Origin of the sequence: Mesorhizobium carmichaelinearum, from assembly GCF_900199455.1 — a bacterium.
Classification (GTDB): Bacteria; Pseudomonadota; Alphaproteobacteria; order Rhizobiales; family Rhizobiaceae; genus Mesorhizobium; species Mesorhizobium carmichaelinearum.
In genome coordinates this window covers 236,810-259,968 of sequence record NZ_FZQR01000007.1, presented here as the reverse complement: position 1 = coordinate 259,968, position 23,159 = coordinate 236,810, and the positions used below count along the sequence as shown (strand labels likewise).

Genomic DNA, 23,159 nt, shown 5'->3' with positions numbered 1-23,159 from the left:
GTTTTTGTTGGCCGTCAGTATGGATTCTTCGGCGCCCGGTCGTCCGACAAGGTCGCGCGAGAGCTCTCGACAAGCGCCTGGATCGCGTCGGCGAGATGCACCTCGGCGATGTTGTAATCGCCGCGTCCGACACGCAGCCTGTGCGCCTGCATCAGCACGTCCGCATGGGTGAAACCCGCCGGCGGCTCGAAGCGGTAGGAGGCGAGTTCGATCAGCAGGCCGAGCGGATCCTCGAAATAGATCGAATCCATGAAGCCGCGATCCTTGACGCCACTGTGCTTGATGCCGCGCTCATCGAGCCGTGCGACCGCCTGCAGAAAGGTGACACGCGACACCGCAAAGGCGATGTGGTGGACGCAGCCCGGATCGGTCGGCGTGCGCCGCTTCTGCGGCGTGCGGCTCTCATCGGTGAAGACGGTGATCAAGCGGCCGTCGCCCGGATCGAAATAGAGATGGCTTTCGCTGGCCTTGTCGAGGTTGGGTTGCTCGAAGATGAACGGCATGCCGAGCACGCCTTCCCAGAAATCGATCGAAGTCTGGCGGCCGGCGCCGACCAGCGTGATATGGTGGACGCCCTGCGCTTGCAGTTTCTGCATCGGCCTTCTCCCCGCGGCATCGTTGCCCGTCAGGATCTGCCTGGCACCCGGCATTCTCTGCGCCGCTTCAGCCCTGCCTCGAAATCCATGACGTGATGCTAGTGCAATCGGACCCGCCGCGCCAGAAGCCGCAAGTCCTATCATTGCATGACGGGAGACCCGCCCTTGGCCCTAAAAGCTTGTAGGATCTTTTCAAGAGACGGCGGACAGATTGCAAGGCGAAAGCCGCCTTACCGCGTCCGGCAGAAGCCGCGACTAGGCGACGGCCCGGAGTTCGGCTTCCGCCAGCATTCCCAGGCCACTGCACTCGGTGCAGGTAACGGTCTTGCCCGGGCAACTGGTCTGGTGCGTTCCTTGCGGGCAGCAATACCCCTTCGACGCACTCCATCTGGAGCAATCGAAAACTTTGCCGCCGCCATGGCAGCGCGGGCAAATCATCTTCACTGACGCCATTCCAACTCTACCCAACCCAAAATCCACGTTGCCGCGGATGCTACCCCACGCCGTAAGTAACAGGGATCGTTGCGCTTTCAAGCGTCACGGCCTGACTTAAATTGGGGGTATTCGGGGCACGCGGACCCGCGGCGTTTTCGTGGGCTTCGCCAATCCCTCCCGGCCAAACGCGATCCGCGCGGGTGCGTGCCCGAGAGTTGTCCAGGCCCTCTCTACGCGCAGAGAGGATGGCCACGAAATGTGGATGGGGCTGTTTCCTTCATCTGTTCGGCCGATGCGCCATCTCATCCTGAGGGCCATATTGAAGATGATCCTACGGATCAATGAGTAGTCCGAAGCCAGTCCCCTTTTGCGGCTACTCCAAGGGCCCCGCTTGACTCCCGGTCGGCGGGGCTTTTCCGTGCAGTCAACAGGACGACCTTGCGGCGTAAAAGCGGATGGTCGCGCGGCCCAATCAAAGATTGAAGACATGCGAAGCGGTCAGCCCGGCCAGCAGCACGCCCGCAAGAAGAGCGATGATCGACGCGAGGAACCAGCGCAGCGTGACCTGATAGACCGGCTCGTCGTCGTCACGCGGGAGCAGCGAACGCCACAGTGCAACGAGCTGCAGGACGATGGCCAGCGCGAGCAGCAGCGTCGCCAGGATCGAGGCAGTCGTCCATCCGCCATCAGCTTCGAAATTCCAATACCGCAGGAAAAGAAGCGAAAATCCGAGCAATACGGTGATCGCCGAGATCACACCCTGTCTGTAGCCGACGGGCAAGGGAACTCTGCGCGCCTCGATCGCCTGAAAACCCGGCTCGATGGCCTCATCGGAATCCTGACGCTTGGGTGAGTCGATCATGAAGGCAACATCTATCTTGGCAGGCCCTTGGACGTCGGCGCAGGTCTTGTTCAATCGATACCATCGAGGAAGCCATGTAGCGCCGTCATCATCATCCTTGCGCCTTCCTCGCGCAAGGTGAACGACTTGAAACGATCGACAGCTGGGAGTCCGACCAGACACATGGTTGACGCTCCTGTTCAAATTGCTTTTCTCGGGGATCGGGTTTTACAAGCCTGTCGCCCGCACCCAACTGTGCACCGGGACTCGGTACCAAGTGCTTGGGCTTCATCACAACGAAGGACGACATGCGTAGGCAGCCATGGAATTCATTCTGAGATATTCGCGGGGAATTTCTAAGGTGGAAGCAGTAGGCCTTTACCGTTGCCCAGGAAATCCGCCCTTTGCCTGCATCCTGGAGAAGGCCAAATGCGATTACATGGCCCAGGAAGCCTACCGCGCTGGCGGGCTCAAGCCGGACTTTGACGAATTGCCGTGGGAAGCTGACTACAGGGCAGCAAAACAAAAGGCCTAGAGCAATTCCAGGAAAAGTGTGAGCGGTTTTCCCGGGAAAAGCGCGTAGCGCTTTCCCTTGGGAATTGCGTCAAAACAAAGAGTTAGAGCGGTTCGCCGTTTCCATGAAACGGTGAAATGCTCTACGAGCGAAGACCTGCTCTAATGTGTTCATTTTTCCCAGAAATCGCACCGACTCGCAAACTGCTGTTCATTAGCGTGAACTTAATTAGGGCCGCGAAATTTTAACGAATCGTTGACCGCGCTGTCCTATTTTGGAACAGCGCGGTCAACCCCAACCTGACCGCGCAGGCGGCTCCGGCAACCCAGCCCCCGCCGCACTGTCGGAGCCGCTACCACACTCGTCTAGAATACCAGCAATGGTTGAATCAACAGTTACCGCACGTGCTTTCCAGTGCGCTGTCCCGATCATTAGACTTTGATGAAAAGGGTGGGCATGCGCTGGCTGGTTAGCCAGCCCCTATCAAGTACATCAAGAGACCCACAATGGCGGCTACCGACGCTCCGCTGATAAGCAACGGCAAGCGGCGGCGCTTGCCTCGTTTGACTGGCCTTCCGTCTGCGGCGGCATAGGCACTGTAAATGCGCCGGCCGTCCTCGCCGAACCGATCGCTATTTGGGTAAGCCTTTTTTGGCTTAGATCTCGGTCGAAGTATTCCCATGGCCTAGCCCGGATCACGATCCTTGCCGACAGTTTAGGGCTGTCTTCTTAGACACAGCCACTTTCCGCATCCTGTTTCAATAGATCTGCACACCAAGCCGCTCGTTTTTTCTCCACCGCACGACGGCACGATATCTAGCGTCATCCGCAGGGACGTGAAGAACGAACCGGTCAGGAATAACCACGCCCGGATCCACTCGTAGCTCGGCACCGTGAGCGTGCTGATTTCTGACGGAGCACCGGATGGTCGCATCTTCAGTGATGATGGTCCCGTCTTTTAGGACAGCACTCCGAAGATGCGAGCGTCGCTCAATTGGCGGATCGTCCGGGCCGCTGCTCATCGTCTCATTCCTCGAAACACCGCGATTCATTTAGCTTGCGCTTAAATGGTTCCCAAAACGACAAGCCCGCCGGCCGGAGCCAGCGGCCGAATGGGGCGTATGCGGCTAAGCGAAAATGACCTTCACGGAAGGCATATTTGACGGTTTTAGCAGGTGCTTGAAATCTCTGGTACGCCCAAGGGGAATCGAACCCCTGTTCCCGCCGTGAGAGGGACGAGTTTTCCTAGCTCAAGTGTCCGCCGTCGTTCGTATAAATCCAGATGACGCAAGCATTTCGTTCTTTTCCGTTCGTCGCTGTACGTAGATATATATTCGACGTATATTCGATGTGTTATCGAAAACGGCGGAGGCGCGGCATGGCGAAGACCCTGAAGGAAATGCCGATCACCACTGCGAATGCCCGTTCGAAGCTGGGGCCGGGTGAGTATGCGCGTCGGCTCGATGCCGATGCTGCTGTCTGGTATCGCAAAGGCAAGCGGGGCGGTGTCTGGTTTGCCCGGTGGCGCAATTGGGGGCCAGGCGCGAACTACAGGCAAGCGCCCGTCGGCCCTGCCAATGACCTCAACGACAAGCCGACGGACGGCTTGCTGACCTTCCTCCAGGCCGAGGCGCGAGCTCGCCAAATCGTCGATCAGGCGCGCCGGGAGGCTAAGGCCGAGGCCGCCGGGCCTGTGCTGACAGTGCGCCTGGTTGTCGAATCCTACATCGCCGACCGCGATGCGCGCGAGAGCAGAAGGGCCGGCCGCACCATACGTTCGGACGCCGGCAGGCGGCTTAGCCGGTACATTCTCGGCCAGGAGAAGCGCGGCAAGCAGAAAGCACTGCCCGTCGCGGCGCTGGCAGGCGTGGCGCTTCACGGTCTGAAGGAAAGCGACCTGCTGGAATGGCGGAAGGGGCTGCCAGACGAGTTGAAGGGCTCGACCGAGCAACGGCTTATCAACGACCTCAAGGCGGCGCTCAATGGGGCATATGCCGCCCATCGGGAGAGACTGGACCCAACGCTGCCGGCCATCATCAAGCATGGCCTCAAGGCAGAAAAGCTAGACAGCGACGAGGCCGTTCCGCTTGCCCGTGACAATCAGATCCTTTCCGATGGTCAGGTCGGGGCTATCATTGCCGCCGCTCGCGAAGTCGATGCAGAACAAGATTGGGATGGCGACCTGTTCCGGTTTGTCGTGGTGCTGGCCGCAACCGGCGCCCGCTTCTCACAGATCGCCAGGATGAAAGTCGGCGATGTGCAGCGAACCCAGGGGCGCCTCATGGTTCCGAGCTCGCGCAAGGGCAGAGGAGGCAAGATCGCGAGCACGCCGCACCCGGTGGGCAAAGATGTTCTGGACGCGCTTCTGCCGGCGACGACAGGCCGAGGCAATGATGAAAACCTACTGGAGCGGTGGCGCAGCGAACAGGTGAAGGGCTCGATAGAGTGGCAGCGTGCCGGCCGTGGCGCATGGCAGTTCGCCAGTGAAATGCAGCGCCCTTGGCAGGAGATCCGGGCCAGGGCAAAGATGCCGACCGTGATCCCCTACAGCCTGCGGCACAGCTCGATCGTGCGCGGCATTAGGGCAAATCTGCCGATACGGCTTGTCGCTGCACTGCACGACACGTCTGTACCCATGATCGAGCGCCACTATGGCCGATGGATTGCCGATGGCCTCGAAGACCTTGCGGCGGCGGCAGTGGTTCCGCTGGTGCCGGCCCAAGGCGATGGAAATGTCATCCAGATCGCGGGCCGGCCATGACCGATTTGGACAAGTTGAACGAGCACTTCGGTATCGAGCCATCCGCCGAGGGTTTCATCGCACTCCTGAGGGCCCTCATGGTGAAACCCGAGCCGGGCTTTCGGCCGCACAAGCGCCGCAGGAGTGGCCGCCCGCGGGACTACGAGAAAGACATCGCATTAATCCTCGATGCCGATCGCGTCATTACTGAGCGGCAGTGTTCCGATAGGGCAGCCGTGCGGATCCTGGTCACTTCTAGGCGGTTCAAGTGCTGGAACCGTGAGAATGGGCGGACCCTCGAAAACCGATTGTACGGCGCGCGCCGAGACGAAGAAATCATGCTCGTCGTGCAGGAGGCACGCAAGGAAGCCAGCGCCCGAGGGCTCGACCTTTATGCCGTCGACCATGAGGGGAGCATGACAGTCGAAGCGCGGCAGGTCCCGAAGAAGACCAGCGTAATCGGCCTAGGTGATGTGCAAGGCCAGGCGAAGGCGGCAGAAGGCGCGCAGTGGACCGAGCAGCCCGATCAGAAGGCCGCTCCCACGCCGCCGAAGCCGGCCGACCCGAAGTCGGAAGACGAGCTGACGAACGCTGAGTGGGAAGCCCTGCGCCAAGCGAGGTCGATGTTCGACGGAACCGTACGTGAGCGTCGCCGCTCATACCGCCCCGGGTACGCGCCGCTGAAGCCCAGCAAGGGATGAGGACGAGCTAACCAAGGAAGAGTTCTTGGTGCAAGTCCGCGAGATGCTCCGGTAGCCCCGACGGGAAGAGCATTTTGAATTTCCGTGGAACTTTTTCGGGCGTCAGACTTTTTTCGGCGCCGCCGCCTCATTGTCGCCCACGAATTTCGACGCCCCGTGGAGCACGACAATGAACGAAATCGAAAAACTCGGCTTTTCCGTCGAGGAAGCAGCGAAAGTGTCCGGCATCGGCCGCACGCTGATTTTTTCCGCAATCGGCAATGGACAGCTTCTCGCCCGAAAATTCGGCCGGCGCACGGTCATCCTGCGTGAAGACCTGGAAACCTTCCTTCGTGCGTTGCCCGCTCGGTCCCTGAAAGACCGGGACGATACCAATGACAATCAGGCCGCGGCGAAGGGCGACGGCACGCTGACGGTGGCGGGATGACGCTCGGAGCCACACCTCAACCGGCAGATGTCGTGGCCGAACTAGGATCGGGCAGTGTCAAACTGACCTTCCCATACACATTCCAGAAATCCGATCCTCGACCCTGGTGGCTTGCTGATTTGACTACAGCCAGCAGCATCGTGTTCCCGACGAGCTTCGCCAACAAGACCGCCCTCAAGATCGCGGACACGACTGGCCCCAGCGGGGTTTCGACCAGCCATACTTTTACCGGCGTGAATTTCGGTCCCGAATACACCAATCGCCGGCTGCTTGTTTATGTTATCGCTCATGGGAAGACCGCTGGTGCCTCTGTCCCCGCCAATGTCCAAATCACCAACTTCACCGTCGGCGGCGTCTCCGGGGCTCTTTCTACCCTGAACTTCTGGTATTATACGGGCTCGCAGGCAAGCGCCATTTTCTCCGGCGTCCAGAGCAACAGCTTCAACCCGAGCGGCACATCTGGGACCATTTCCTTCACGACGAACATCGCCCTGGACTGTTCCGTCATCGTCTTTTCCATGATCGGCAGCAACGATCAGGTATCGGGCGGATCGAACGGGAATTTCAAAAATACGTCGCCCATCTCGGATACGCTGACGATCAACGATCCGCACGGGTGGAACGACGTCACACTGATAGTTGTTGGCGTACAGAATTCCGCGGCAACCCTGACCGTTTCCGGCTGCACCAAGCGCAGCCAGCTCAGTCCAGTTTCGGGCTATCAGTGTGTGATTGCCTACGACAATCATCTGCCGACCCAGCCGGATAAAACAATAAGCATCAGCGGCAGCAGCGGCGCCACCGCAATGATAACCGACGGGTGGGTGTGGTAACCATTCAATCTGGATGGTTGGCGGGTAGTGTCTACTGAGACACTACCGCTTGGCGGGCCAACTTGACAGCAGCAGAGGGCTTGATCCATGGGATCCGACAACTACTCAGGCATGGGCGGGCAGGACTCGCCATCGGAGCATGGACCGGGGCCCGGTGCCGGCGGCGGGTCGAGTTCGTCGAGCGGTGGCAGTTCATCGAGCTTGGACGCATCGTCAAGCAGGGGGCATGATCCATGCGCAGCCTGATCAGCCTAGCTGGCGATGTCCCGTTTAGCCTCTGGGCTTTGGCGGTGAGCGTTGGCGAGAAAAAGGGCAGCGACAGCGGTGCGGGGGGCGGCCTTAACTCCGCCGGGAATCGTGCGAGTGGAGCAGGCCCGGGAGCATCGTCTAACAGAAGCACCACAGGCAGTGGGTACAACGGTACGAATAGCAGTTCCAGCAACAACGGCGGCCTGAACTCGGCCGGCAACCGCGCGAGTGGCGCTGGACCTGGGGCATCTAGCAATAGAAGCACATCCGGCGGCGGCTCGTCGTCAAGCGGATCGGGCGGCAACTCCAATAGCATGGGCGGCGGCAACGGTCTCGGCGGAGGCAACTCGCCGGCCGGTATGAACAATTCGAGCCTGGGCGGCTCAGGCGGGAATTCTGGCCTTAACTCCGCCGGGAATCGCGCCAGCGGCGCGGGCCCGGGAGCATCGGCGAACCGATCAACCTCCGTTGGAGGCGGGCTCAACTCCGCCGGCTACCGCGGAACTGGTGCCGGGCCCGGAGCGTCGAGCAACACAAACACGACCGGCGCATCCACCAACAACAACAGCCCAACGTTCAGCGGACTGAACTCGCCTCGAGGTGTCGGTTCGCCGGTCAGCGGCGGCATGGTCAACACCACCTCCCGTGACGCTGATTTGGCGCAGCAGGCGCGCACGTCTGAAATTAAGTCGATGAACGACATGGCCGACTGGGGCAAGGAGGTCAAATCGGTCGTTGCTGCCGGACCCGGCTGGACTGAAGTCGAGCTCAACAATGGATTGAAGGAGCGACGCCAAGGGGATCGCGCATCGCGAAACAACAATCCTGGCAATATTCGAGACGGCCAATGGGCCAAGAGCCAGCCGGGCTATGCCGGTACAGACGGCAGTTTCGCTGTTTTCTCCAGCAAGGAGGATGGCATCAAGGCAATCGGCTCATTACTCGGCAAGTCTAGCTATATGAGCAAAACGGTGGAGGGCGCGATCAGCTCCTATGCGCCTCCCAATGAGAACAACACCGCATCCTATGTCAGCAGGGTGGCATCGGCGATCGGTGTATCGAAGGACACACCGATGTCTTCGCTGACATCTGCGCAGCGGGCCGCCATGGCTAAGGCGATTACAGGCGTCGAAGGCAATACCGGCTACACCACGACGACCACCGGCACCGATCGGTTTTCTTCAACCTACATGGGCGGCAAGTCGTCGACGAGCGCCCCGTCGACGAGCACACCCTCTTTCGGCGGCATGAACTCGCCGCGCGGTGTGTCGGGCCCACAGGCTCCCTCGAAGCAGCAGCAGAACGACCCGAGCGGCCTGCCACCTGGAACCTATAAGGGGCAAGTCGTCGGGAACGGCATAGCGCCTACGTTTGCCGGGCCGACGGCTGCACCAGCGCCAGCACGAGCGCCTACGTCCGCGCCGGCAGTCGCACCCACGGCCGCTCCTGCTCCTCCTGCACCGCCCCGGCAACGCTCGCTCGCCGAGAAGATCGCCGCCGGTGCCGTCGATGCTGGGCTTGGCATGATCCCCGGCATCGGTACGCCGGTCAGCCTGGTCAATGGCGGGCTGGCGCTCACCGGCAATCCTACGCTTGGTGATCGTCTGGTCGGTTCATTCGTCACAGGAGAGGGCGCTGGGGCCGGGTCGGATAGCGGCGCCAACAGAGCAGGCAGCAGCGGCAGGGACCAGTTCAAGAACACGTCTACGGTGCCGAAAGAGAGCAAATCCTTCGAGGACCGCTACATCAAGTTCGTCGATCCGACCAAACGGCCGACACCGGCAGAGCGGTGGAATTACGACACGCCCGGCTATTCCTGACCGGCCTTGCACTTACCCCATTCCTGCTCGTGCACATCGAAGCAATAATGGTGTGTCTGCAGCAAGATTGTCAGAACCTCGCGGCGCTGGCATTGCCGGTCTGACTCTTCGTTCGTTATAGGGCCTTCCTTAGTTTCGCCCTGGCGGCACTGCATATTAGCATCGTCCCATAGCGCCGCCGCTTTCTTGGCGTCGAAATCACCGGCGAGGGCCAGCCCCGCCCACGTCAGCGCCAGCAGTACCACTCCGATCCGCATCATTGATTGTTCCGCTTCGGCACCGTGAAGCACGCCCCTGAGCACTCGACCCGACTGATGTCGACCTCGAACCCATTCTTGGCTGCCGACACGGATCCGTCCTTCTTCACGTCGATCGTAAAGCCGTTCAGATAGCCCCACTGACCGCCGAATGCATTGCCGCATTCGTACTCTTGTGCGGTCTCCTCACAAAAGCCTGCGATGCAAATCTTCGCGCGCGGCGCCGGGCCATCGGTCGATCCGTCGACATAGTTACTACATCCCGCCCACGCCGGCGCCGCCCACATAAACGCCATCAGCGCCACGCCAATCCTCGTCATCGATCATTCCTCCAGTGGGTCTTCGTGGCGGTGGATCGGCTCGCCGCAGCAGAGGCAGCACGGCGCGACGTTGTGGCCGGTGCAGTTCTCCGAAGAGATGTGGTGCCGACGCTTCGGCGACATCGGCCGGCGCGGAGTGGGATCGATCATGGCTTTCGAACCATCCTGACGCCTATGCCATCGTTCGAGACCTGGCCGTCTTCCAGGAAGACCACGCCAACATTCGCTAGGGCTGCGTAGATATTGTTCATCGTGTCGAGCCGGCCGCGCACTATCTGGTCGTTCCAGCCCTCGAAGTTTCGAATGGTGTTGATGCCGACGCGAGCGGCCTCGGCAAGCTGTTTCTGATCCATCCCGGCAAGCGCGCGAGCGGCCTTGATCTGGTTCCCGGTGACTGGCATTTGTTCTCCTCATATCGATACTTGGGTTTTATACACAGAAAGATGTTGACACAAGAGGCAAACGCCCCCATGGTTAAATTACCCCGCAAATGGGGTGCCAAACCCAAGTAGGAGCTAGAGCAATGCCGAACACCACTGTTCGGGCAGCCGCCGAAGGTATGCCCGATGTCAACCGCCGCCGCCTGCTTCTCGGTCTCGCGGCTGCTTCAACCGCTGCCGTTGCTCTTGCGGTAGCGCCTCACGCTCACGCCACGTCTGATCAGCCGTCCAGCAAGCTTCCCGGTCTCGAGGCAGCCTTCTATCTCGAATGGAACAAGCTTCGGGCCATGGAGCCGGATCACGCCGCTGCGGAGCGCCGGTACTTTGAAGAGCGCGCCAAACTGGTCAAACCGGTAATGCGTGAGCATACCGCGGCCGAGTTAGAAGCCTGGCGGAAGATAACTGTCGCCGAAATGCCTGAATGGCGTTTTCCTGGGCGCCTCGAATTCGACGAGGCCATCCGGGCCTACAACAAAGCCGAATGGGCTATTCGGCGGCGGACCGGTTTCACCAAGATCGATCGGGCCTATCAGGGCCAGCACGGCCGCGTTTCGGCCGCAGCCGATCGGGTCATCCGGTGCCGTGCGCACACCTTCGAAGATCTTGCCGCGAAGGCGCGAGTGCACCGGGTCTGGGAGTTCGATGGCAGCGATCTCGACTGGGTCATGGGCGATATTGCCCGCATTGCCCGTAAGGGAGGGTTGCCTGTCAGCTAGCCAAGCCAGTCCAGGCCAGATTTGCGCAGATACCGGTTGGCGGGGGATGAACTCTTACCTGGCGCTCGCCTTCGAGCGCGGGGTGATGGACCAGTTCCTCGCCGACCCGGGGAGTGTCTCAGGTTGAAATTTGACTGCCTCTCAATCGAGCTTTCGGATGCGCCCCTTTTCCAGGCGGAACACCCCGCTGTTTCCACCTTGGCGCTCGAAATCAGTCTGAAGTTCATCCCATGTGCCAAGATACTCGCCGCAATCGGCGCAGTTGATCGGTGTTGAGGGTTGGGCGCCTTTCGGAATCTGCAGCCGGATCGTGCCGCAATATGGGCACTCCAAGAGATGGTCCAGGTACTCGCCGACCATGATCACTCGCAACGCACCCCGACGCGGACTATCGGGCGACCAGGCTACAAACGCAAGGCTGGTTAGACGCTTTCGCCCCCGAGGCCAACAAGAGCTTCAAGCGCCAGCAGCAGTACTGGAAGAAGAATTCTGACAACCCGGCTGGTGCCGGAACTCCCGCGTCCACGCCCGGCTAAGGCGCAAACAGAGTGCTCCTCAGTTCCAGTGAACGCAATTAAAACAGCACCTTAGCGGATCATTCGCGCCATGCGTCGAATTTTTGGCGAATAAGCGGGGCTGTGCAGCCTCATTTCCGCACTCCCAGAAGCTTCCATGGCCGGCTCGAAAGTTTGTGCTGAAACGCCGCGAATTCCTTGCACGAAGCGCTGCGTGTTCCTACATTCCCCCATGCGGTCCTTCCTCCGGACACGCCCTGGGTGCCGTCGCGTCACGGGAGCCTCCCGGGGAAGAAGCCGTGTTCGATAAGGACGCCCCTCGCGGACCCCTTCCCGAACGCTCCGGGCCCAATCGGCGACGGCTTAGCCCGACAAGCGTTCCAGGCATCCGCTTCAAGCATCCCCCACCAGCGACCCGGGCAAGACTCCCGGGCCGCTCGTCGTTAGGGATGTTTTACGATGCAGCACGACACGACTTCGCCTGAACTCGACCTCATTCTGGGCGCCGCGGCCATCGGGCGCACCCTGGGCCTGAGCGAGCGTACCGCCTCCCGGCTTTTGGAGAAAGGTAGGATCCCTGCCAGGAAGCTCGACAGCCGATGGGTTACGACCCGCTCGGCCTTGCGTCGGCATTTCGCCGACCTGCTGGATACGGAGGCCGCGTGATCCTCCATGTCCCACAACGCAAAACCGCCGGTGCTGGCGACACCGGCGGCTCGAGAAATTGTTCAGCTTGGCGGCTCGAACAGTTGCGAAAATAGCCATCCGAACGCGCTTGGGCAAGATGCCGCGGGCGCGAAATCAACGGCATCGACAGCCATCAGTATGGCGCGTCTCCCGCAGAGCTATGCGAGCGCCAGGACGGCGCTTGCGAACTGCGCTCAGTTGGATGAATGCCAGGATTGGGCCGATAAGGCCGCTGCGCTCGCGTCCTACGCTAAGCAGGCGAACGACAGCGGGCTAATGAAAATGGCCGTGCGCATCCGCGATCGCGCCATCCGCCGGGCCGGGGAACTTCTCAAGCAGATCGAGTCTCAGCAGGGCGCACGAAACGACCTCGCAACTTCGGGTAGCCGCCCACCCGAAGTGACGCGCACTGAAGCGGCTCGTGACGCCGGCATGTCGCCGCACCAAACGAAGCAGGCCATCCGGGTCGCCAACGTCCCTGCGGAAGAATTCGAGCAACAGGTCGAGAGTTCGAACCCGCCGACAGTTACCGCTTTGGCCGAGCAGGGCAAGAGGCCGACAAAGCCGGTCCTCGACCTGCAGGGAAGGAGCCCCGAAGAGTTTAATCGGGCGATGCACTATGTGGGCGGCTGGGAATATGCGGCCCAGGACATTGCCGCCCTCGACCATGAGCGGGCCCTTCCGATCCTGCCACCATCCGAGATCGCGCGGCTACGTGCGGTCATCGCGTCAATCGATGCTGTCACAGATCGCATCGTGGCGAGGATCTGAGCCATGACCCAGCAAAACAGCGTTTACAGCGAGGTCCGCCGGATCATTGCCGACAAGATCGAGCGCGGCGAAACCGTCGTGGTCGACTGGGTGACCCACGAGATCATCGCCTCGAAATCCGGGATAGAAGGGCCGGATGTTGAGTTTTATCGCATCTGTGCCTTCACCCACGTCAAGGACGTCGTCAAGCGGTGTGTTGGAAAGTACGATGCCAAGCCAGCACCGGCCGACCAGCAACTTGTTCTGGCCGGTTTCGACCATTTGCAGACGGCCTACACCGTCCTGAGAGGCGGCGAAGTCGTCCTAGTTCCCGTAGACCAGATCACCGACGAAGAGATCGAAGACCGCGCGAAAGATCTCGACGCGATGGCATTGGGCTGCCGAGCCCACGCGCGCGAACTTCGGTCTTATAGTCGCGAGCGAATGGCGCACCGGCGGGGCTTCATCACAGCGAGGGCGGGCCAATGATGCAAGCCAGCGCCTACGGCCGCCTCGCCCAAGATCCGCGGTCGATCGCGACGAAGTCAGGAAAGTCGATGGCGGTGGCATCCATCGCCGTCGCCATTGATGACCACGATGCTCCGCCCTTGTGGGTCGGCGTCATAGCCTTCGGCCGCGTGGCTGAAGATCTCCTCCGGCATGCCAAAGGCGACCTGATCAGCGTCTCAGGCCGCGTCCAGCGCAGCACCTGGACAGCGCCAACTGGCGAGAAGCGCGAGCAGCTTCAAATCGTAGCCGATTCGCTGATTTCCAGCCGGTCGGTTCGGCCGACTGGCGGAGCGAAGCGAGGGCACGAATTGGCACCAGGGGGCGCAGAATGAGCCCTGCCAAACCTGCGGCGCGCATCAAAACCGGGATTGCCAACAGCGCCTTCGACCCCGCCGCCGGGGACACTCATCCGGCGAGATCAACGGGCATCCGGCGAACCTTGGTCGCGAAGGTCGACAGCCAGCCGCTGCGGTGGCCAACAGTGGCCAAACATCGCTACGACCTGTTTGACGCTTGGCACGACGTCGCCATGCAGATCGTTCACGCCGATGGCGGGAGCTTTCGATTTCTGGCAGTTGCAAAGAAGGTCATGAACTGGGCGACCGGGACGATCTGCTTGAGCAACGCGGACCTCGCTGCCAGGGCTGGCCAATGCGCAGAGAAGACCGTCACCCGCGACGTTGCGCAGGCCGAAGCGCTCGGCATCGTGATTGTCCAAATGGGATGGCGAAAGGCGGGTACTCAGGTCTTCCGAACTCGCACCATCCGATTATCGATTCCGACCGAATTGCCGGCCTCGATTGTGCTTCCTGAGGTCAGGTTCGATCTGGACACCAGTGGTCCCGATCGCTCGGAGGTCGATCTGGACACCAGTGGTCCCGGCGATCTGGACACCAGTGGTCCCATCACCATTGACCATAAGAAGGGCGGCGCCGATGCAGCTTGACCTCTTCAATTCGAAAACGCCGGCGATCGTGTGCGCTTTCCCGCTGCATCGCCGTGTCAACACGATCCGGAAGATCGCGGCAGCGCTGGATGCAAGGTCGTATCGAGCCGGACAGCGGTATTGGTCGATGCATGTCGCTCAGGAGCGGAAGAGGCTTGACCGCCTTGGCGCCACGCCGAAGGAAATCGACGCCGAGATCAGCCGTTACGCCGCGGCAGTCAGCCGGGCCCTTCAACTTCCAAAGCAATATCGCTCAACGCCAGAAGGTGCGGCATGACCCGTTGGAGTGCACCGAACCGGCCGCGCAGCGGTCGGCATGGGTCAAGGGACTCAGTCCCTTGTGGGGTGCAGGGGCGAAGCCCCGCATCATCGTAGGGCGCTAACTCCGCGCGCGCGAGGCACGCGGCGTGCGCCTCGTTTTGTATGTACAGCGATACTTGTGCAGCCGTTGCGACCGAAGATCTGGTCACGATGCTGGACAGCGACGGCAACCTGGCGGCAGGGGAGCGGCGGCATGCGGTCTCAGATGGAAAGGGCCGGCCCACTCTTCGATAGTTGCGCGTGTCCTTCGTTCGATCAGGCAAGCCTGATCACAGGGATACCGAGCTGCTCCGCGTGGAAGCATGTGTGCGCGGTCCCGCCGCCACCAGGAAAGGCGATGACGAGGTCGGGTTTGCCATCACGCAGCATTCGTTCGTTGCGTATCAGTGCCGCATGCCGACCTTCACCTTTCCAGTCGGCGGGAAACTCAACCAGATCGATGCCCTTTATGTGCGCCCATTCGCCAGCAATGCGGTCCACACCCCTCGCGTCCCCCTCGATGACCGTATCGAAGCGGTATTGCGCATGCAGGCGATCAAGCTCTGCATGGATAAAGGTGGTGTCGGTGAATTCCCGACCGCCGCAAACCAGTACCTTCAAAATGCACACTCCCTTTAGCTTGCCGAGCGCCAGCCGCTCCGGCATTGTCCAAATCTGGGCAAGGGGGGCAACAATGAAAACTATGATGCTCGGCGCAATCACCGTCGCCATAGTGCTATCGGGCTGCCAGGCTGCACCGTATTTGATCGCTGGAGCGATGCAAGGCATGGCCGCGGGATCGCAGAAGGCTGTGTCAACCGCACCTGCACCTGTCGCCGCGAACACCCGTTCGACTCACACCTGCTACGCGGCCGGCGAGTTCGAGGACGGGTTGAACAAGACCTGCCTCTACGACTGCCCGACCGGGCGGGCTGCCGCTACAGTCAGCGCTGCCGCCATGTGCCCGATGACAATGCAGCAATAATGCTCACCAGGTCAGTGTGTGGGTTTTGCTGAAGGTTGGCCAAAAAGGATCAACTTCATCCATCGCAGCCAACATAGCGGTCCGCACCACCATCGGAAGCGGCTCAAGCACTTGGTCGGCGTCCAGGATCTCCAAGAGGTTCGACCACTCGTCGACCTCATCGGCTTCGGGTTCCCTGTAGCCTACAGTCTTGAAATACACCACGTCCCCTTGTCGCGAGCCCGGTTCCTCTTCCAGCACTCGGATAGCGACCCCAGATCCCACCGGCACAATCCGAAAGGCAAGGCAAAGCATGGAAAGCGGATCCTCCGGGCTCCGCAATCGCCCGTAGAGCCCTCGGTAGCGTTGGACCAGGGTCAACTGTTGCGAGTCCACGCCGCCAGCCAGCGTGTCCGGCCTCCACAGGATGTGCCCGCCGGTTCTTGGGCGCGGAATGGGTGCATGCCCGACGTGATCCGCGCCAACTTCCTGCTCCGCGATCAGCCTTGCGACCATCCCATCAATGACTCGCGCTTGACCATGAAGGGAAACGGCGTCGTACATCGCCTTCAATCCCTTGGAGAGAACGATGGCAAAGCAGTGCGCCGCGAACAGGGTTCTCGGATTCGATTGCAGCCGCCCGCCTTGAAAGGAAACCAGGGGGCGACTCTGAATTTCCGAGAGAGTGAGCCGCTTCGCCGTTCTATCGCAATAGCTCCCGAGAGCCGATGACAGCCATGCCTCCAGCCGGGCACCTTCACGTTCGCAATGCGCGATGAACTGCTCCACCGCAATGTCGCGGTGCAGCTTCTTCTTCCATCGAAACAGCCGCAACATCTTCCCCCTCCCCACAAAAGTGAACTGCGACCCCCACCGCGCAGAATATTTTCACAACCTCGTAATTACAACTTGCGGCACGGAAACGGTTCGGAGGTTCCCATGGCCCACAGCGAAGCGAAGACCAATCTCATCCAGGTTCGCGTTTCGCCTCGACAAAAGAGGCCCTTGGAAGTTGTCGCGCGTCGCCGTGGTCAGACGCTTTCCGACCTGCTGCGCGAAGGGGCGGCTGCGTTGATTAACCAGGGGGCTGAGTGATGGGCGCCGGCAAGTCTGGACCGCTCAAGAACCCGCGCCACGAAGCCTTCGTGCAGGCTTACACAGAAGGCTTGCCGGCGTACGCAGCTTACCTCCGGGCAGGCTACAAATGCAGTGTCAGGACGGCTGCTGTGGAGTCTTCAAAACTCCTGAAAAAGCCTGATATCCAGAATCGGCGGCGGCATCTGCTCGAAGGTCTGGCGGAAAGTCTCATCATCACCAAGGAATCGCTTTGCGCGGAGCTCGAGCAGGCGCGTGCCTTGGCCCATGAGCAGGGCCAGTCGGCGGCGGCGACGGCCGCCAGCGTAGCCAAAGCGCGTCTGCTCGGGATCGAGGCTCCGAAAGAGATCAACGTCAATCTCACTGCGACATTCAACCAGATGACCGACGACGAGCTGCGGTTCGAGGTGGCGTCGATGATCAACGAGGCGCGGGCCGTGAAGGGTCAGCCGCCGATCGCGCTGCCCGGCCAAGCGAACAAAGATGACAACGAGACGAAGCACTGACGGAGAAGCGCAACCTGGCGCTGAGTGTCCAGGCTGTGCAGCGCGTGTTGGAAACTCGCGGCGTTGACTTTTTGAACCACGGTCGCCCGGTGTCCAGCTAAAGCAGCAATCTTGATCGCGGTCGACGATCCGGCGACAATGCCGAATGGCTCCTCCGAAAAAGGGACTGAATGATCCCGACTTCTGGCTTCACGTCGCCATTGATAGCTGGGAATGGGACTACCGTCTCGGGACCGCCTTCAAGTTCAAAGGACGGGATGAAGATCACGATCCGTTAGACGAGCTTCGAACGCTTTCGATCAAAGGGACCACCGTCAAGGGTGCCGTTACTGCGGCCCAGGCCGGGCTTGCCGTGAATATCCGCATTCATGACGATCCTCGAGTTCGCGCAGAACAGCGGCTCGGGAACAAACGCCTGATCAGTGTCGGCAGCCTCGATCGGGTCAAAGGCGGTTATGAAGGCTTGATATTCATGCCTGACGACGCCCTGCCCCTAGTCCTGCTGATGCTCGTCCACGGTCGCTACGGCCACGTCAACATCGCGGCATTGAAGGAAGCCCGGCTTGCCAGCAGGATCCAGTCTTATGAGTTCACGAAGTCGATGACGAACGACTGGGGTTGATCAGGTCGACTCAGGCGCGGCAGATGTAGCCGACCGCGGCCCTTCCTCCTTGGAGATGCACAAGTGACATCTGACCGTACGAGCAGGGATGTGGGCCAGGACGAGCCGGTGACACTTGCCGAGGCGTGTCGTTTGTTCTTCGGCGGCCGTCTTTCTCCGTCTGCGCTGCGAACGGAGGCGGCAAAGGGTCGTCTCACCATCACCCAGATCGCGCGCAAGGATTTCGTCACACGACGAGCCATCGAGGAGATGATGGTGGCATGCCGACGTCCGGTGAAAACTGAAAGCAAAACCGATAGTCGGACGACGGCTGCGACGGCGCAGGAGGCCCTGCGGATCAAACTAGCGAACCTGGGAAAGGCCAAACGTTGAGCAAGCAAATCGCCATCACCCAAAGACAGATCACGGCCATCTGCAAAGGCGCAGCGCGGGCTGGCTTTGTCGCGGAGGTTCTAATCAACGGCGTGGTCGTTCGTCTAATACCTGAGGCCCAAGCATCCAAAGCCGCCGCCGGCGGCCCGTCGGATTCTGAATTGGATGACGAGTTAGAGAGCTGGGACGACGATCGGAACGGCAGCAAGACACCAACAACTCCTAGCGGCTATCCGTTGGGGTCGGGACGCAAGGGAGACCCGATACAGGACTGGTACGATCGGTTGGGATTTGACCCCCTCACCATGGGCCGTGCTGAAATGGTCGAACTGCAGAAAGCCGCCGAAGAGAGATGGAAGGCGTCGATTCTAGGCACGCCACTCCAAAGACGAGAGAGGCTGGCGCTGGAGAAGTTGGCCGCATATGGGCCGAACGTCGCGGTTAACATTCGAGATGTAAAGCACTGCGGACCAGACACGCAGGATCGCCTAATGGCGCGCGGATATCTGGAGACAGTCCCTCACCACAAATATCCTGACTCTGCCGACAAGTTGATCCTGACCGATGCAGGCTACGCAGCTTTCAAGGCACTCTGATCGTGCAATCGTTCGTCCCGCTCTACATCGCCGCGATCGGCGCCGCGATGCTCGCCAGCGCGGTCTGGCGCTACCGAGCGCGACTGCCGGCTAGAAATTCGACCGCTAGACCGCCGCTGCTTTTGGGAGCATTCTCCCTTACGGGGGAAAGGGCTTGGACAGGTCTCGGCACGACAATCGGTCTGATCAGTGGCGCAATCGCACCGGCGCCAAGCGCTCGCGCGCCCTCCGGTGGGCGAGCCTGCCACAACGCTTGATCTTCGTCACGGTCGCCGCGGCCGGCGCGCTCGCCGCTCAAACGGCCATGAAGCACGCCGACGGCTTGCGGGAGATCAATCTGCAGAGCTTGATCGGGTCGAAACCGCCTGAGCCGATCACTGGCGTCGCTTCTATCATCGACGGTGACACGATCGAGGTGCACGGGCAGCGGATCCGCTTCAACGGAATCGACGCGCCGGAGAGCAGACAATTTTGCGACGACGCCAGAGGGTTCGAATATCCCTGCGGCCGGCGATCGGCGGAGGCGCTGGATGGCTTCCTGGCCGCATCGAGGCCGGTGCAGTGCACTTTCGTCACCTGGGACCGCTATCACCGCTATGTCGGTGACTGCCGGCGCGCCGACGGTGCCAGCGTGGCGGCGTGGATGGTCGAGCACGGCCAGGCGCTCGATTGGCCTCGCTACAGTCATGGCGCCTATGCGCCGCAGCAGGCGAAGGCGGAATCGGCGAAGGTCGGCTTGTGGGTCGGGAACTTCCAAGCGCCTTGGGACTGGCGGGCGTCGCACGCCGACGGTGAAGCGCCGTCGAGCCAGCCGCTTGGCATCCTCAGCCGGCCGTTGATCGCGCAGAGCGGCTATTCATGCGAGCCGCGGCGGTACTGCTCGCAAATCAGTTCATGCGACGAAGCCCAATGGTATCTGCACAACTGCTCGTGGGGCCGGAAGCTCGATCGGGACGGCGACGGAGTGGCATGCGAGACGTTGTGCTAAGGGGAGACAGAGACGGTGGCAGAAAGATACTCGGGTGACGGACGTACGGTGGGCTCTGTCGTGCTCCTGCAAGCCATGCTAGCGCACGTCATTGCGAGACATCCAGACAAAGAGGCGATCCTCGCACGCGCGAAGGATCTCGCTGAGAGGATGAACTCGGATGCGGAAGGCGCCGGCGGCAACGTCGACCAATTCCTCTTCCTGACAGATGTAGCTTCCGGCGCCGCGGATACTGTCGAGACGATCTCCGCTTCGGTCTACGCGATTATTCAGGAATCGACGTAGGCCGATCACTTTCGGCCGACGATGATCCTGCTCGGGATGTCATCGCTCTCGCCCTCCATAAGGAAGGCACCCAGCGCGCTCATCAGGGCTTCGGCGCTATCCCTCTCGAGATGAAGCTCGATCTCTTCGTCATCTTCTGTGATCAGCAGCAACTTGCCAACCAGCGGGCTGCGCGAGATGACCACTATATCGTCATCCTGCCAATCGGCTTCCCGGGCCATAGATCGATCCCTCCCTCCTGATCGCGCCAGCATGCAGCGGCCTAGCGGGAAACGCCACAGCGCGAGAGACGCTTCGGCGGTGCAGGGCAGCGGTCTGGAAAGAATGCGCGTCCTAGGCTTCAGGAAACGAGATGACCGAAACCTGAAGCCAATTAAGCATGAACGGGCCGTGCGGCCGCATCAAGGAAATCAGGCGGGAACAGGATCGAGCCCAAGCCAGCCTCCTGGCAAGCACCAAGTGAGAGGACCGAAACTATGAATCCCGAGACCACCGCAGAGCAGGAGCAGGCGGAAGCGGCCAGGCTGTGGGCCGAACTCCCCGATCACGGCGCCGAGGTCGCAACGGCCTTGCTGAGCGGCTAGTACGCGCCTCCCGTGCCCATGGCGGCTGATGAAGCTGCAATAGCTGGTCAACGTGTTGGAACAGCTGTACCTCGCCACAAATCGGGGCTCGACGAATACTTGCATCCGATGATTAGGAAAAGCCATCGCATTCTGGGAGCAGATCTGTCTGGCTACGACAGGAGAACCGGGCATTAAGGGCGCGGTGGGAGTTCAATTGCTTCAAGAGTAAGGCGGACGGCTTCATCAACCGGGCATATATGCCTTTGAGGACCCACCACACGGTTCCAAAGGTCGTCGATCACAAAAACTTTGTATTCTTTTTTTGGAGCATTCTGATCGACACCCGCCTTTTCGGAAACGACTATGTGACAGTGGGCGTCAGCACCATGTTCGGGTGCCCGCACGACCAAAACATCATAGATGTCGTTGGATGCCGCCTCCGCGTCCGACACCGCAAGGCGATAGTAGCCCAGATAATGACTGACTTCTGCGCCTTCCCGCTGATTTGCAATAGCGGCAGCATTGCAGCCATACTCGTGCACCGCAGAGCCGGGCAGATCGCTCATATGCGCTACCGAAAGCTCGAATGGGGACTTTTTGTTCTGTAGGCGGAACAGAATTCTTGGATCGAAGGCTCGATTCTCTGTTAAGAACTTCGGGTAGATGGCGCAACGCGCAACTTGATCATCGCTCGGCAGTCGAATTTGCAAATCGTTCGACATTGTCGCTTGCCTGAGTGAGTAGCTTAACCATGGCTCTATCCTTCAATCGAGCGGTCGCCACGATCTTTTTTTCATTCGGCGTTGACAACAGCAATGACGCCCTTCCATCGGAAACAGTCAAGAAGATCTTTCCTCCTGTGCGATCCCAACTGAAGACTAGCGAGTCTGAGTCTTGAGAAAAGACGCGTGGGACGTCAGAATCAAACATCCGCAGCAGCGCAAGAAGATGCTCTCCCTCGCGCCGAGCCTTCGTCGTCAAATGATACTCGTCATCTGGGTCCAAAGAGGCAATCTTCTCAATGGCCCGCAAAACATCAAAGTAGCTGGCTGCCTCAACGGTGCTTCTGCCTTTGCGTCGGCTTATGTTTGGGCTAGCAAGGACACTCCTGACAGGAACCAGCTGCTCGATTGGGGTGCTTGAGCTAACCGGAGCAACTGCGAGGGGAGCACCGACAAGCACGGCCCGTGCGAGGCCTTTGCCAAAATCCGTTGCGGTGACGTTCCCTAGGGTCTCAATCATCAATTGAACTCCGAAATTGCGCCAATGGCCAGAGTTTGCTGCGCCGCCTTATATAGTTGCCGCAAGACCTGTCTTTGAGCCCCTGGGCCGCGCGGTTCTGGCGTGGGAACGGTGTTGATGTCGTGTACACACGTGACGTGCAGGCGTGTCTCAGTGACTGGAGCTTGCGTCTGCAAGCCTACTATCCCAAATTGCATGCTACCGAGCACAGTTCTACTAGTTTCCCACCTGAGGACGCGGTTTAGCTCAAAACCTCTAAAAGTTTTACGCCTATTTATTTGGAAGGCAAGATCAGTTGATGAAGGCTTAATTTCTGCTCCAGGCAGAAGACCATTAAAAACGGTTACCGCCTGGTCCAGGGTATCAACTGTTATGCCGCTTCGCACTATAAAAGACTGGCGAAACGAGGGGCCGAATTTCCCGCACATTTGCTGTCCGTAGGGCAAGAAGTGGGAGACGGGGTCATTCATTCTGAATTGAAATGAATCTGCGTTCTCGCCGAATGGGGGATTAATCACGAAGTCCACGCGACCGGATGCCCAGGTGAGATCAAACTTCGCTTCGTCATCGTTGGTTGACGCTATGGCGGTTGGGGCTGGCGCTTGAGGGGGACGCAAGCTCTGGACATGTCCAGGCGTCCTCCCCAAAGTGCTCTGAAATATGCCTTCCAGCCGGTCCGCCCTAACCTCGCCGGTAACGAACCAGGAAAACTGGATCGAGTAGATTTCGTCGAGCTTAGGCAAGCGATTCTCCCCTCAGACAATACGTACGGCACCCACCGTAGGATCGCAAACGCTTGGACAGGAGCAGGATCGCGGCGCTGGAAGTTCTCACGGCCTGGCACACGGCGTTCGTAACGGCGCCGCCTCCGAGTGGCTGTGATGGCTGGAAAAGATCAAGGATGATGGTGGTCGTCTCGAAAAACTCACCCATACTCCCCTCGTTTGCGACCAAAAAGTGAACGCCGCCTGTAAGACAGCCGATTGTCGGCGTTGTCAAGATCGGGCGCAAGCCCCATTGGCGCAAGGCGGGACCGGCAGAAGGGGTGCGTTCGGAGGTCCTTGACTGGACAGGAACATGTTCTTATTTCGTTCCGGATAGAGATCGAGACGCTTGGTGACTGCCTAACCCATTCCGTGACCGTCCGCGTTTGGTGCGCCTCCGGTCCATACACTAAGGGCATGTCGCGCGGCCCGGAGTGCAATTGGTCCATGTCGACGCACGCTAAACATCTGCTCTGATCCGCTATCGTTCGTGGCGGTACGCAGTCGTATATTCGGCGAATATTCGACGTAACGTAGGCTGTTCCAGCTAAGTCATTGATCT

General features: G+C 60.2%; 33 protein-coding genes. 21 read left to right on the top strand and 12 right to left on the bottom strand.

Annotated elements, in window-relative coordinates; translation table 11 throughout:
- Window positions 1-14 precede the first annotated feature (14 nt).
- Window positions 15-596, bottom strand: a complete 582-nt coding sequence (locus CKW40_RS18400; RefSeq protein ID WP_095201402.1) for a VOC family protein — start codon at window positions 594-596, stop codon at window positions 15-17.
- 907 nt (window positions 597-1,503) lie between these two features.
- Window positions 1,504-1,947: a hypothetical protein gene (locus CKW40_RS18395; RefSeq protein ID WP_198421151.1), complete on the bottom strand. Its 444-nt coding sequence runs from the start codon at window positions 1,945-1,947 to the stop codon at window positions 1,504-1,506.
- A gap of 247 nt (window positions 1,948-2,194) precedes the next feature.
- On the opposite strand from CKW40_RS18395, the gene CKW40_RS18390 reads away from it, so the two are divergent.
- Window positions 2,195-2,407 carry a hypothetical protein gene (locus tag CKW40_RS18390; protein WP_095201291.1) on the top strand — a complete coding sequence of 71 codons (213 nt, stop codon included), beginning with the start codon at window positions 2,195-2,197 and terminating at the stop codon, window positions 2,405-2,407.
- A gap of 737 nt (window positions 2,408-3,144) precedes the next feature.
- Here CKW40_RS18390 and CKW40_RS44625 read toward each other — a convergent pair.
- Window positions 3,145-3,408, bottom strand: coding sequence for a PilZ domain-containing protein (locus CKW40_RS44625; protein ID WP_095201400.1), 264 nt, complete (start codon window positions 3,406-3,408; stop codon window positions 3,145-3,147).
- Window positions 3,409-3,992: 584 nt separating this feature from the next.
- Between CKW40_RS44625 and CKW40_RS18380 the strand changes: the two genes are divergently transcribed.
- The 5 genes from CKW40_RS18380 (at window position 3,993) to CKW40_RS42995 (ending at window position 9,156) form a co-directional block, all read left to right on the top strand.
- On the top strand, window positions 3,993-5,147 hold the full coding sequence (locus CKW40_RS18380; RefSeq protein ID WP_342202932.1) for a tyrosine-type recombinase/integrase: 1,155 nt from the start codon (window positions 3,993-3,995) through the stop codon (window positions 5,145-5,147).
- Complete coding sequence (locus tag CKW40_RS18375) at window positions 5,144-5,827, top strand: hypothetical protein (RefSeq protein ID WP_095201289.1); 684 nt, start codon at window positions 5,144-5,146, stop codon at window positions 5,825-5,827. Before CKW40_RS18380 ends, CKW40_RS18375 begins: the two co-directional genes overlap by 4 nt.
- Window positions 5,828-5,996: 169 nt before the next feature.
- Window positions 5,997-6,254, top strand: coding sequence for a helix-turn-helix domain-containing protein (locus tag CKW40_RS18370; protein ID WP_095201288.1), 258 nt, complete (start codon window positions 5,997-5,999; stop codon window positions 6,252-6,254).
- Window positions 6,251-7,087 carry a hypothetical protein gene (locus tag CKW40_RS18365; protein WP_143748327.1) on the top strand — a complete coding sequence of 279 codons (837 nt, stop codon included), beginning with the start codon at window positions 6,251-6,253 and terminating at the stop codon, window positions 7,085-7,087. Before CKW40_RS18370 ends, CKW40_RS18365 begins: the two co-directional genes overlap by 4 nt.
- A 233-nt stretch (window positions 7,088-7,320) precedes the next feature.
- Window positions 7,321-9,156, top strand: coding sequence for a hypothetical protein (locus CKW40_RS42995; RefSeq protein ID WP_143748326.1), 1,836 nt, complete (start codon window positions 7,321-7,323; stop codon window positions 9,154-9,156).
- Here CKW40_RS42995 and CKW40_RS18350 read toward each other — a convergent pair.
- The 3 genes from CKW40_RS18350 to CKW40_RS18340 all read right to left on the bottom strand — a co-directional run bounded on the left by CKW40_RS18350 (window position 9,147) and on the right by CKW40_RS18340 (window position 10,134).
- A complete protein-coding gene (locus CKW40_RS18350) occupies window positions 9,147-9,416 on the bottom strand; it encodes a hypothetical protein (protein WP_095201284.1) in 270 nt (89 codons plus the stop codon). The two genes, CKW40_RS42995 and CKW40_RS18350, sit on opposite strands and share 10 nt — an antisense overlap.
- On the bottom strand, window positions 9,413-9,733 hold the full coding sequence (locus tag CKW40_RS18345) for a hypothetical protein (protein WP_095201283.1): 321 nt from the start codon (window positions 9,731-9,733) through the stop codon (window positions 9,413-9,415). The genes CKW40_RS18350 and CKW40_RS18345 overlap by 4 nt, the downstream gene beginning before the upstream one ends.
- Window positions 9,734-9,879: 146 nt before the next feature.
- On the bottom strand, window positions 9,880-10,134 hold the full coding sequence (locus CKW40_RS18340; RefSeq protein ID WP_095201282.1) for a helix-turn-helix domain-containing protein: 255 nt from the start codon (window positions 10,132-10,134) through the stop codon (window positions 9,880-9,882).
- Window positions 10,135-10,256: 122 nt separating this feature from the next.
- Between CKW40_RS18340 and CKW40_RS18335 the strand changes: the two genes are divergently transcribed.
- On the top strand, window positions 10,257-10,889 hold the full coding sequence (locus tag CKW40_RS18335) for a hypothetical protein (protein ID WP_143748325.1): 633 nt from the start codon (window positions 10,257-10,259) through the stop codon (window positions 10,887-10,889).
- Window positions 10,890-11,030: 141 nt separating this feature from the next.
- On the opposite strand, the gene CKW40_RS18330 is transcribed toward CKW40_RS18335, so the two are convergent.
- On the bottom strand, window positions 11,031-11,249 hold the full coding sequence (locus tag CKW40_RS18330) for a hypothetical protein (RefSeq protein WP_095201399.1): 219 nt from the start codon (window positions 11,247-11,249) through the stop codon (window positions 11,031-11,033).
- Between the two features lie 614 nt (window positions 11,250-11,863).
- Here CKW40_RS18330 and CKW40_RS18325 point away from each other — a divergent pair.
- The 6 genes from CKW40_RS18325 to CKW40_RS18300 are packed head-to-tail and all read left to right on the top strand — an operon-like array spanning window position 11,864 to window position 14,574.
- A complete protein-coding gene (locus CKW40_RS18325; protein WP_095201280.1) occupies window positions 11,864-12,070 on the top strand; it encodes a helix-turn-helix domain-containing protein in 207 nt (68 codons plus the stop codon).
- A gap of 6 nt (window positions 12,071-12,076) precedes the next feature.
- The gene (locus CKW40_RS18320) at window positions 12,077-12,862 is read left to right on the top strand and encodes a hypothetical protein (RefSeq protein WP_143748324.1); all 786 of its coding nucleotides are present in this window, start codon (window positions 12,077-12,079) and stop codon (window positions 12,860-12,862) included.
- 3 nt (window positions 12,863-12,865) lie between these two features.
- The gene (locus CKW40_RS18315; protein WP_095201278.1) at window positions 12,866-13,330 is read left to right on the top strand and encodes a hypothetical protein; all 465 of its coding nucleotides are present in this window, start codon (window positions 12,866-12,868) and stop codon (window positions 13,328-13,330) included.
- Window positions 13,327-13,683, top strand: a complete 357-nt coding sequence (locus CKW40_RS18310) for a single-stranded DNA-binding protein (protein ID WP_095201277.1) — start codon at window positions 13,327-13,329, stop codon at window positions 13,681-13,683. The genes CKW40_RS18315 and CKW40_RS18310 overlap by 4 nt, the downstream gene beginning before the upstream one ends.
- Window positions 13,680-14,297 carry a hypothetical protein gene (locus tag CKW40_RS18305; RefSeq protein WP_095201276.1) on the top strand — a complete coding sequence of 206 codons (618 nt, stop codon included), beginning with the start codon at window positions 13,680-13,682 and terminating at the stop codon, window positions 14,295-14,297. Before CKW40_RS18310 ends, CKW40_RS18305 begins: the two co-directional genes overlap by 4 nt.
- Window positions 14,287-14,574 (top strand): DUF6074 family protein, encoded by a 288-nt coding sequence (locus tag CKW40_RS18300; RefSeq protein WP_095201275.1) that lies wholly within the window; start codon window positions 14,287-14,289, stop codon window positions 14,572-14,574. Before CKW40_RS18305 ends, CKW40_RS18300 begins: the two co-directional genes overlap by 11 nt.
- Window positions 14,575-14,873: 299 nt before the next feature.
- Here the strand turns inward: CKW40_RS18300 and CKW40_RS18295 are convergent, their stop codons facing one another.
- Complete coding sequence (locus CKW40_RS18295; RefSeq protein WP_095201274.1) at window positions 14,874-15,263, bottom strand: DUF2493 domain-containing protein; 390 nt, start codon at window positions 15,261-15,263, stop codon at window positions 14,874-14,876.
- A gap of 28 nt (window positions 15,264-15,291) precedes the next feature.
- Here CKW40_RS18295 and CKW40_RS18290 point away from each other — a divergent pair, with 28 nt between their 5' ends.
- Window positions 15,292-15,582 carry a hypothetical protein gene (locus CKW40_RS18290; RefSeq protein WP_095201273.1) on the top strand — a complete coding sequence of 97 codons (291 nt, stop codon included), beginning with the start codon at window positions 15,292-15,294 and terminating at the stop codon, window positions 15,580-15,582.
- A 3-nt stretch (window positions 15,583-15,585) separates the two neighbouring features.
- On the opposite strand, the gene CKW40_RS18285 is transcribed toward CKW40_RS18290, so the two are convergent.
- Window positions 15,586-16,398: a hypothetical protein gene (locus tag CKW40_RS18285; protein WP_095201272.1), complete on the bottom strand. Its 813-nt coding sequence runs from the start codon at window positions 16,396-16,398 to the stop codon at window positions 15,586-15,588.
- A 102-nt stretch (window positions 16,399-16,500) separates the two neighbouring features.
- Between CKW40_RS18285 and CKW40_RS43785 the strand changes: the two genes are divergently transcribed.
- The 7 genes from CKW40_RS43785 to CKW40_RS18255 all read left to right on the top strand — a co-directional run bounded on the left by CKW40_RS43785 (window position 16,501) and on the right by CKW40_RS18255 (window position 20,025).
- Complete coding sequence (locus tag CKW40_RS43785) at window positions 16,501-16,656, top strand: hypothetical protein (protein ID WP_179298006.1); 156 nt, start codon at window positions 16,501-16,503, stop codon at window positions 16,654-16,656.
- A complete protein-coding gene (locus CKW40_RS18280) occupies window positions 16,656-17,162 on the top strand; it encodes a terminase small subunit (protein ID WP_095201271.1) in 507 nt (168 codons plus the stop codon). Before CKW40_RS43785 ends, CKW40_RS18280 begins: the two co-directional genes overlap by 1 nt.
- A gap of 145 nt (window positions 17,163-17,307) precedes the next feature.
- Window positions 17,308-17,784, top strand: coding sequence for a hypothetical protein (locus CKW40_RS18275; protein WP_095201270.1), 477 nt, complete (start codon window positions 17,308-17,310; stop codon window positions 17,782-17,784).
- A gap of 90 nt (window positions 17,785-17,874) precedes the next feature.
- A complete protein-coding gene (locus CKW40_RS43780; RefSeq protein ID WP_210200201.1) occupies window positions 17,875-18,156 on the top strand; it encodes a hypothetical protein in 282 nt (93 codons plus the stop codon).
- A complete protein-coding gene (locus CKW40_RS18265) occupies window positions 18,153-18,752 on the top strand; it encodes a hypothetical protein (protein WP_095201269.1) in 600 nt (199 codons plus the stop codon). The genes CKW40_RS43780 and CKW40_RS18265 overlap by 4 nt, the downstream gene beginning before the upstream one ends.
- 253 nt (window positions 18,753-19,005) lie before the next feature.
- Window positions 19,006-19,740 carry a thermonuclease family protein gene (locus CKW40_RS18260; RefSeq protein ID WP_244571211.1) on the top strand — a complete coding sequence of 245 codons (735 nt, stop codon included), beginning with the start codon at window positions 19,006-19,008 and terminating at the stop codon, window positions 19,738-19,740.
- A gap of 15 nt (window positions 19,741-19,755) precedes the next feature.
- On the top strand, window positions 19,756-20,025 hold the full coding sequence (locus tag CKW40_RS18255; protein WP_143748323.1) for a hypothetical protein: 270 nt from the start codon (window positions 19,756-19,758) through the stop codon (window positions 20,023-20,025).
- A gap of 5 nt (window positions 20,026-20,030) precedes the next feature.
- On the opposite strand, the gene CKW40_RS18250 is transcribed toward CKW40_RS18255, so the two are convergent.
- The 3 genes from CKW40_RS18250 to CKW40_RS18240 all read right to left on the bottom strand — a co-directional run bounded on the left by CKW40_RS18250 (window position 20,031) and on the right by CKW40_RS18240 (window position 21,833).
- A complete protein-coding gene (locus tag CKW40_RS18250; protein WP_095201267.1) occupies window positions 20,031-20,246 on the bottom strand; it encodes a hypothetical protein in 216 nt (71 codons plus the stop codon).
- A 536-nt stretch (window positions 20,247-20,782) separates the two neighbouring features.
- On the bottom strand, window positions 20,783-21,313 hold the full coding sequence (locus tag CKW40_RS42990) for a hypothetical protein (protein WP_143748322.1): 531 nt from the start codon (window positions 21,311-21,313) through the stop codon (window positions 20,783-20,785).
- A complete protein-coding gene (locus tag CKW40_RS18240) occupies window positions 21,276-21,833 on the bottom strand; it encodes a hypothetical protein (RefSeq protein ID WP_095201265.1) in 558 nt (185 codons plus the stop codon). The genes CKW40_RS42990 and CKW40_RS18240 overlap by 38 nt, the downstream gene beginning before the upstream one ends.
- Between the last annotated feature and the right edge of the window lie 1,326 nt (window positions 21,834-23,159).